6 protein-coding genes are annotated in these 5536 nt (G+C 68.4%); 4 read left to right on the top strand and 2 right to left on the bottom strand.

Features of this window, described 5'->3' with window-relative positions:
- Positions 1-11: 11 nt before the first annotated feature.
- Positions 12-422 carry a response regulator gene (locus tag SACSA_RS0108735; RefSeq protein ID WP_019815144.1) on the bottom strand — a complete coding sequence of 137 codons (411 nt, stop codon included), beginning with the start codon at positions 420-422 and terminating at the stop codon, positions 12-14.
- Positions 423-570: 148 nt separating this feature from the next.
- Here SACSA_RS0108735 and ctaE point away from each other — a divergent pair, with 148 nt between their 5' ends.
- The 4 genes from ctaE (at position 571) to qcrB (ending at position 5022) form a co-directional block, all read left to right on the top strand.
- Positions 571-1200: an aa3-type cytochrome oxidase subunit III gene (ctaE, locus tag SACSA_RS0108730; protein ID WP_028661695.1), complete on the top strand. Its 630-nt coding sequence runs from the start codon at positions 571-573 to the stop codon at positions 1198-1200.
- A gap of 58 nt (positions 1201-1258) precedes the next feature.
- On the top strand, positions 1259-2086 hold the full coding sequence (gene qcrC, locus SACSA_RS0108725) for a cytochrome bc1 complex diheme cytochrome c subunit (protein ID WP_019815141.1): 828 nt from the start codon (positions 1259-1261) through the stop codon (positions 2084-2086).
- 126 nt (positions 2087-2212) lie between these two features.
- On the top strand, positions 2213-3361 hold the full coding sequence (gene qcrA / locus SACSA_RS0108720; protein WP_019815140.1) for a cytochrome bc1 complex Rieske iron-sulfur subunit: 1149 nt from the start codon (positions 2213-2215) through the stop codon (positions 3359-3361).
- A complete protein-coding gene (gene qcrB / locus SACSA_RS0108715; protein WP_019815138.1) occupies positions 3358-5022 on the top strand; it encodes a cytochrome bc1 complex cytochrome b subunit in 1665 nt (554 codons plus the stop codon). Before qcrA ends, qcrB begins: the two co-directional genes overlap by 4 nt.
- 101 nt (positions 5023-5123) lie before the next feature.
- Here qcrB and SACSA_RS0108710 read toward each other — a convergent pair whose 3' ends face one another.
- The gene (locus tag SACSA_RS0108710; RefSeq protein WP_019815136.1) at positions 5124-5408 is read right to left on the bottom strand and encodes an Lrp/AsnC family transcriptional regulator; all 285 of its coding nucleotides are present in this window, start codon (positions 5406-5408) and stop codon (positions 5124-5126) included.
- Positions 5409-5536 lie beyond the last annotated feature (128 nt).

The raw sequence follows: 5536 nt of genomic DNA, 5'->3' as shown, positions 1-5536 counted from the left end.
CCGGGCGCGGCTCACGCCCGCGTGGTGGGCACCCGCTGCGCGCGCAGCACCTCGGCGACGGTCTCGGCGGCCGTCAGCGGGTCGAGCGGGTGGACCAGGACGGCGTCGGCCTGCGACCAGGTCGCGAGCCATCGGTCGTCCTTGCGGCGCACCGCGACCACGATGGGCGGGCAGTCGGTGAGTTCGTGCTTGAGCTGCCGGGTCAGGCCCATGCCCCCCGTGGGCTGCGCCTCACCGTCGAGCACGGCGAGATCAATGTCACCCGAGTCCATCTCGGTCAGTACTTCGGCGACGCCCTCGGCCTCCACGTAGGTGACCTTGCCGAGGTCGGTGGCAGGCCTGCGGCCGATCGCGTTGATGATCGAGTCGCGCACCGGGGCCCGGTGGCTGAAAACCAGGATCTTCGTCGCTTCCTCGCTCATCCTCGCGTCCTCCGGGCGTCGGCGGTGGTAACCGGCCCCATGCTAACCGCACGAGGGCCCGCTTACCCAGGGGGTTCGCCGGGCCCGACGTGTCCTCCACGACCGTCCGTAGGACCCGATCTGCGGCGGCGTGGGAGGAGGAGACATAATGCGAGCCGTGACAACGGCAGCTCCTTCCATCAGCCAGCGGGTGCACTCGCTCAACCGGCCGAACATGGTCAGTGTCGGCACGATCGTGTGGCTGTCCAGCGAGCTCATGTTCTTCGCTGGCCTGTTCGCCATGTTCTTCACGGTCAAGGCGCAGAACGAGAGCGGCCTCTGGCCGCCGATGAACCCGGCGACCGGCGAGCCCATCCACCTCGACATCGCCTACGCGCTGCCGTTCACGATCATCTTGGTGGCGTCGTCGTTCACCTGCCAGTTCGGCGTCTTCGCGGCCGAACGCGGGGACGTGTTCGGGCTGCGCCGCTGGTACCTCGTCACGCTGCTCATGGGCACGATCTTCGTCGCGGGTCAGGTCGGCGAGTACATCACGCTGATCGGCGAGGGCGTGACGATCCCGTCCGGGGCCTACGGCACGGTGTTCTACATGACCACCGGCTTCCACGGCCTGCACGTCATCGGCGGCCTGGTCGCGTTCGTCTTCCTGCTCATCCGGACTCAGCTGAGCAAGTTCACGCCCGCGCAGGCGACGTCGGCGATCGTGGTCTCGTACTACTGGCACTTCGTGGACATCGTGTGGATCGGCCTGTTCGCGGTGATCTACATCGTGCCCTGACGACTCGAACCATCGGCCGGACCGACTTCCCCACTGACAGCAAGGGTTGCCGCAGAAGATGACCACCAGCAAGAAGACCGGCACCGCCTCGGCGAGGCGGGCAGGCCGTCGCACCAAGTTCCGCCGCAGGATGGCCGGTGTGCTCGCGCTCGGTGTCGCGCTGCTGGGCGCGGGGGCGCTGTACGCCGTGTTCGTCCCCGAGCCCCACACCGCGCGCGCACAGGAGGACCCGGCGCTGCTGCGCAAGGGCGAGGAGATCTACAACAACACCTGCATCAGCTGCCACGGTGAGAACCTGCAGGGTGTCGAGGACCGCGGCCCGAGCCTGATCGGCGTCGGCGAGGCCTCGGTGTACTTCCAGACCTCGACCGGGCGGATGCCGATGGTGCGCCAGGAGGCACAGGCCTCCCGCAAGCCGCCCCGGCTCACGCCCGAGGAGATCGACGCGCTGGGTGCCTACATCCAGGCCAACGGCGGTGGCCCGCAGCGGCCCGCCGAGTCCGGCGAGGCGCTGCGTGGCACGAATCCGGCGCGCGGGGCCGAGTTGTTCCGGCTCAACTGTGCCTCCTGCCACAACTTCACCGGGCAGGGCGGCGCCCTGTCGGCGGGCAAGTATGCCCCGGAGCTGGCCCCCGCCAACGAGGAAGAGATCTACACGGCGATGCAGTCCGGTCCGCAGAACATGCCGAAGTTCTCCGACCGGCAGCTCACGCCGGAGGAGAAGCAGGACATCATCGCCTACGTCAAGTCCGTCTCCGACGGCAACAACAACCCGGGCGGTAACCCGCTGGGCGGCTTCGGCCCGGCCTCGGAGGGTGTCATCGCGTGGGTCGTGGGCATCGGTGCTCTGGTCGGCGCGACCCTCTGGATCGGGTCGCGGGCCTAGGAGAACGGGAACGCAGGACGATGGGCGAGCCGCGGACAGGGCCGACCCGGACGAGGTCGGCCGCGACAGCAGGCGGTGAGGGCGTACGCCCGGTACGCGGAGCGGAACGAGGCAGGTTCGGAAACCATGAGTAGCGGGAACGAGCCGCGGCAGCGGCCCACCGACGAGGAGCTCTCACGCATGAGCCGTGACGAGCTCGTCGAGCTCGGCGGCCAGCTCGACGGCGTTGAGCTTGTCAACTACCCCGACCCGTGGCCGGTCGAGGGAACGAGGGCCGAGAAGCGCGCTCAGCGCACGATCGCCCTGTGGTTCGCGATCTCCGCGGTCGCCGGTCTGGCCTTCATCGCCGCGTTGATCTTCTGGCCGTCCGAGTACGCGCCGCCGTCGGAGGAGAGCGCGCACTTCTGGTACAGCCTGTACACGCCCGCGCTCGGGGTCACCCTGGGTGTGTCCGTGCTCGCGCTGTCGGTGGCCGTCCTGCTCTACACGAAGCGGTTCATCCCGGACGAGCTGGCCGTGCAGCAGCGCAACGACAACATGGGCAAGGGCTCGGACAAGATCGACCGGGAGACGATCCTCGCCCACCTCGCCGACTCGGGCGAGCGCAGCACGATCGCCCGCCGCTCGATGATCAAGCGCACCGCGGGTCTCGGGGCCGGTGTGCTCGGCCTCGGAACGGTCGCCCTGCCGCTGGCCGGATTCATCAAGGACCCGTGGGCCAACCCGGAGAGCAAGGACTCTCTGGCGCACACCGGCTGGAAGAAGCAGTACCCGGGCGAGATCGTCTACCTGCGGCGCAGCACCGGCAATCCGCACGACATCTCGCTCGTGCGGCCGGAGGATCTGGACGCGGGCGGCATGGAGACGGTGTTCCCGTTCCGGGAGTCCGAGCGCGACGACGAGCACGCGCTGTCGGTGGCGATGAAGCGCTCCGACAACCCGGTCATGCTGATCCGCCTGCGCAGCGAGGACGCCGAGCAGGTCGTCAAGCGCCAGGGCCAGGAGGACTTCAACTACGGCACCCTCTTCGCGTACTCGAAGATCTGCACGCACGTCGGGTGCCCCGCGTCGCTGTACGAGCAGCAGACCAACCGACTGCTGTGCCCGTGCCACCAGTCGCAGTTCGACATGTTGCAGTACGCCAAGCCCGTGTTCGGCCCCGCGACGCGTGCGCTACCGCAGTTGCCCATCACGGTGCACACTGACGGGTATCTCATCGCTCGGCACGACTTCATCGAGCCGATCGGACCGGCCTACTGGGAGCGCAAGTCATGAGCTCACTGACCACGCCGACCAAGGGCTCCGGCTTCCTGGCCAAGCAGGCCGGTGAGGCGGCGACCAACGCCGACCAGCGTTACTTCCTGTCGCGCGGTCTGCGGCACCAGATGAACAAGGTCTTCCCGACGCACTGGTCGTTCCTGCTCGGGGAGGTGGCCCTCTACAGTTTCATCGTCCTGATCCTGTCCGGGGTCTACCTCACGTTGTTCTTCGACCCGTCGATGGCGGAGGTCGTCTACGACGGCCCGTACCGCAATCTGCAGGGCGTCGAGATGTCGCGGGCGTTCGAGTCGACGCTGGAGATCTCGTTCGAGGTCCGGGGTGGCCTGTTCATCCGGCAGGTGCACCACTGGGCGGCGCTCATCTTCGTGGCCTCGATGTTCGTGCACATGTTCCGGGTGTTCTTCACCGGCGCGTTCCGCAGGCCGCGTGAGGCGAACTGGGTCATCGGCTCCCTGCTGCTGATCCTGGGCATGTTCGAGGGCTTCTTCGGCTACTCGCTGCCGGACGACCTGCTCTCCGGCACCGGTATCCGTGCCACCCTCTCCGGGATCACGCTGTCGGTCCCGGTGATCGGTACCTGGGCGCACTGGGCGCTGTTCGGCGGGGAGTTCCCCGGAACGGTCATCGTGCCGAGGATGTACGCGCTGCACATCCTGATCATTCCGGGCATCATGCTCGCGCTCGTGGCCGTGCATCTGGCGCTGGTGTGGTACCAGAAGCACACCCAGTTCCCCGGCGTGCGCCGCAAGGAGACCAACGTCGTCGGCGTGCGGATCATGCCGGTGTTCGCGCTCAAGGCAGGCGCCTGGTTCGCGGTGGTGGCGGGTTTCACGGCGCTGATGTCCGGGTTGTTCCAGATCAACGCGGTGTGGAACCTCGGCCCGTACAACGCGTCCCAGGTTTCGGCGGGTTCCCAACCGGACTGGTACCTGGCCTGGGCGGACGGCATCCTCCGTGTCTATCCGGCCTGGGAGCTCTACCTGGGTGACTACACGGTTCCGCCGGTGTTCTTCGCCGGTGCGGTCGGCATGGGCCTGATGTTCGCGGTGCTGATCGCGTACCCGTTCCTCGAACGCAAGCTGTCGAAGGACACCGCGCACCACAACCTCCTGCAGCGTCCGCGGGACGCACCGGTGCGCACCGGGCTCGGGGTCATGGCACTGACCTTCTTCATGGTGCTGGAGATCTCCGGCTTCAACGACATCATCGCCTACAAGTTCGACATCTCGTTGAACGCGATGACGTGGGCGGGCCGCATCGGGCTGCTGTTGTTGCCGCCGCTGGCGTACTACGTCACCTACCGGATCTGCCTGGGCCTGCAGCGCTCCGACCGCGAGGTGCTCGAACACGGTATGGAGACCGGCATCATCAAGCGGCTGCCGCACGGTGAGTTCATCGAGGTGCACCAGCCGCTCGGCCCTGTGGACGACCACGGTCACCCGGTGCCGCTGGAGTACCAGGGCGCGTCGGTGCCGAAGAAGATGAACAAGCTGGGCACGGCGGGCAAGCCGGTGCCGGGCTCGCTGATCAGCCCGGACCCGGCGGAAGAGACGGCCGCGCTCGAGCGCGCCAAGACCGCGGGGAACGGCTACCCCGAGGGCGGCGAGCTGGAGGCCCCGCAGCCGGAGGAGGCGGGCTCCCGCAGCGAACGCTGATCCGGCCGCCCCACCACGGCAAGGCCCCCTTCCCGCGTCGAATCGCGGAGAAGGGGGCCTTGTCGTATCGGGCCCGGGTGCGTCCGTCGGGGCGCGGGCGCTCAGTCGTCGTCGATGCCGATCTCGAAGGCGGACTCGGTGTCGGCGCGGGAGTACGAGCGGAACGCGATGTGGGTGTCGGTGTCCAGCACACCGTCGACCTTGCCGATGCGGGCGGGAATGAGGTCGGCGAGCTGTTCGTGCGAGGGCACCCGCACGATGGCGACCAGGTCGACCTCGCCCGCGCACGAGTACACCTCGGAGACACCGTCGATGTCCGCGATCGCCTGCGCGGTCTCGGGGATGGTGTCCGTCGCGGCGTGGATCAGGACGATCGCGGTGATCACGAGGGCCTCCTGGAAGCGGTCGGGTCGTCGGTGTCGCCTCGACAGGTTACGCCGCCCACACCGGCCGCCCGGACGCCGCCACGCCCCGGCGTCACACGCACGCCGGGCACCCGGCACCGCGCCCCGGG

Origin of the sequence: Saccharomonospora saliphila YIM 90502 (assembly GCF_000383795.1) — a bacterium.
In the GTDB taxonomy this organism is placed as follows: Bacteria; Actinomycetota; Actinomycetes; order Mycobacteriales; family Pseudonocardiaceae; genus Saccharomonospora; species Saccharomonospora saliphila.
Note: the sequence above shows the minus strand (reverse complement) of the source record. Positions and strands in the feature narration are given on the sequence as shown.